This window comes from Hansschlegelia beijingensis (genome assembly GCF_045505405.1).
GTDB lineage: Bacteria > Pseudomonadota > Alphaproteobacteria > Rhizobiales > Methylopilaceae > Methylopila > Methylopila beijingensis_A.
Genome location: NZ_JBJKEX010000392.1, coordinates 1 through 2,740, shown reverse-complemented (window position 1 = coordinate 2,740; position 2,740 = coordinate 1). Strand labels below are relative to the sequence as shown.

General features: G+C 67.5%; 4 protein-coding genes. All 4 read left to right on the top strand.

From position 1 onward, the window contains the following. On the top strand, positions 1 to 180 hold a 180-nt coding region (locus ACIKT0_RS16565), incomplete at its 5' end, for a gamma-butyrobetaine hydroxylase-like domain-containing protein (RefSeq protein WP_407106482.1). Positions 181 to 221: 41 nt separating this feature from the next. After that, a complete protein-coding gene (locus tag ACIKT0_RS16560) occupies positions 222 to 1,967 on the top strand; it encodes a fumarate reductase/succinate dehydrogenase flavoprotein subunit (protein ID WP_407106481.1) in 1,746 nt (581 codons plus the stop codon). An 11-nt stretch (positions 1,968 to 1,978) separates the two neighbouring features. Further along, positions 1,979 to 2,212 (top strand): 4Fe-4S dicluster domain-containing protein, encoded by a 234-nt coding sequence (locus ACIKT0_RS16555; RefSeq protein WP_325446997.1) that lies wholly within the window; start codon positions 1,979 to 1,981, stop codon positions 2,210 to 2,212. 10 nt (positions 2,213 to 2,222) lie between these two features. Beyond that, positions 2,223 to 2,740, top strand: a 518-nt coding sequence (locus tag ACIKT0_RS16550; protein ID WP_407106480.1) for a HEAT repeat domain-containing protein, incomplete at its 3' end; no start/stop codon positions are given.

Sequence of the window (2,740 nt, the reverse complement as noted above, 5' to 3'; positions counted from 1 at the left end):
GACGGCCGTTTCCCGGAGGCCTTCGCGGACGCGGCGATCACCGCGGTGGCGCCGATGGGCGGCTACGCCGTGCACCTGACCTTCGCCGACGGCCACGACCGCGGGATCTTTCCCTGGACCTACCTTCGCAGCCTCGCCCGCGAGGCGTCCGCGGCCGCGCCGCCCGCGCAGGCCGCCTGATCCCGCATCCCAAGCGATCAACAGACGGAATGACCTCGACCATGAGCGCAAGCGACATCAAGACCGAGATCGTCGAGACCGACCTGCTCGTCATCGGCGGCGGCACCGGCGGTCCGATGGCGGCGATCAAGGCCAAGGAGGCCAATCCGGGCCTTCGCGTGCTCCTGATGGAGAAGGCGAACGTCAAACGCTCGGGCGCGATCTCGATGGGCATGGACGGGCTGAACAACGCGATCGTGCCCGGCTACGCCACGCCCGAGCAGTACGTGAAGGAGATCACCGTCGCCAATGACGGGATCGTCCACCAGAAGGCCGTGATGGCCTACGCGCAGGGCTCCTTCCCGATGATCCAGTACCTCGACAGGCTCGGGGTGAAGTTCGAGAAGGACGGCTCCGGCGAATACAACATGCGCAAGGTCCACCACATGGGGACCTATGTGCTGCCGATGCCGGAAGGCCACAACGTCAAGAAGGTGCTGTACCGGCAGCTTCGCCGACTGCAGGTCTCGGTCACCAACCGCTACATGGCGACCCGGCTGCTGAAGTCCGAAGACGGCCGCATCGCCGGGGCGGTCGGGGTCAACACCCGGACCTCCGAGTTCCTGGTGGTGAAGGCCAAGGCCGTGGTGCTCGCCTGCGGCGCCGCCGGCCGGCTTGGCCTGCCGGCCTCCGGCTATCTCTTCGGCACCTACGAGAACGCGGCGAACTGCGGCGACGGCTACGCCATGGCGTATCACGCCGGCGCGGAGCTCGCGAACCTCGAATGCTACCAGATCAACCCGCTGATCAAGGATTACAACGGGCCGTCCTGCGCTTACGTCACCGGCCCGTTCGGCGGATACACGGCGAACAACAAGGGCGACCGCTTCATCGAGTGCGATTACTGGTCGGGCCAGATGATGCTGGAGTTCTGGCGCGAGCTGCAGAGCGGGAATGGCCCGGTCTACCTCAAGATGGACCACCTCGCCGAGGAGACCATCTCGGAGATCGAGACCATCCTGCACACCAATGAGCGGCCGTCGCGCGGCCGCTTCCACGCCGGCCGCGGCAACGACTACCGCAAACGTCCCGTGGAGATGCACATCTCGGAGATCGGCTTCTGCTCCGGGCACTCGGCCTCGGGCGTCTGGGTGGACGAGAACGCCCGCACCACGATCCCGGGCCTCTATGCGGTCGGCGACATGGCGAGCGTGCCGCACAACTACATGCTCGGCGCCTTCGTGAACGGCGGCATCGCCGGGGCGGACGCCGCCTCCTATTGCGAGGGCGTCGACCTGCCGGCCTATGACGAGGGCTATCTCGCCGCCGAGCAGGAGCGCGTGCTCGCCCCCACCCGCCGCGACGACGGGCTGACGCCGCACGAGATGGAGTTCAAGACCAGGCGTCTGGTGAACGACTATCTCGAGCCGCCCAAGGTCACCGCCAAGATGGAGATCGGCCAGCGCCGCTTCGCCGAGATCCGCGAGGATCTGGGGCAGCTCTGCGCCACCGATCCGCACGAGCTGCATCGCGCTCTGGAGATGCAGTCGATCCTCGACTGCGCCGACATGGCGGCCGCGGCCTCGCTCTACAGGACCGAGAGCCGCTGGGGCTTCTATCACCTTCGGGTCGACCATCCCGAGACCAATGACGACGAGTGGTTCTGCCACACGATGCTGTTCAAGGACGAGTTCGGCCGCATGTCGCACCGCAAGCGCGAAGTCGCGCCTTACGTGGTGCCGGTGGAGGCGGACGAGATGGCCGCCTACCACCAGCTCCGGGTCAAGACCCCGGTCGCGGCCGAGTAAGGAGAGATCAATTGCCGATCATCACCCAGCAGAAGAGCGCGGCCGTCGTCATCGACGACGCCAAGTGCATCGCCGAGAAGGGCTGCACGGTCTGCGTCGACGTCTGCCCGCTCGACATTCTCGCGATCGATGAAGGTCGCAAGAAAGCTTACATGAAGTACGACGAGTGCTGGTACTGCATGCCGTGCGAGGCCGACTGCCCGACCGGCGCCGTCAAGGTCAACATCCCCTATCTGCTGCGCTGAGGAGGAAGCGATGCCGCCTTTCGATCCGTTCGGCGACGATCTCGCGGATCTCAAGGAGCGGGCCACCGATCCCGATCCTGGCATCCGCCGCGTCGCGATGATGGAGCTCGCCGAGGAGGTCGGGCCGGACGCCAAGGTCCTGCTGCTGAGCGGCCTCGCCGACCCCGACCCGGAGGTCAGGGCGGCGGCCGCGAAGGCGCTCGACGAGCATGACGGCCCGGACGTCGTGGAGGGCCTGGTGGGTTCGCTCGAGGATCCGGACGCTGCGGTGCGGCAGAACGCGGCCGAGGCGCTGGCGGAGAAGAAGGAGCCGTCCTGCGGCCCGCTTCTGATCGACCGGGCGCAGCATTCGGATCCATTCGTCCAGGCGGCGGCGCTGCGCGCGCTGCGCGAGCTCACCCTTCCGGACGCGCTCGCGGCGGCCCTGAAGGCGCTGCAGAACGAGAGCGCCGAAGTGCGCCGCGAGGGGCTCGGGGTGATCGGCTGGCTCAAGGCCGAGGAGGCGCTGCCGGCGCTGATCGCGACCGC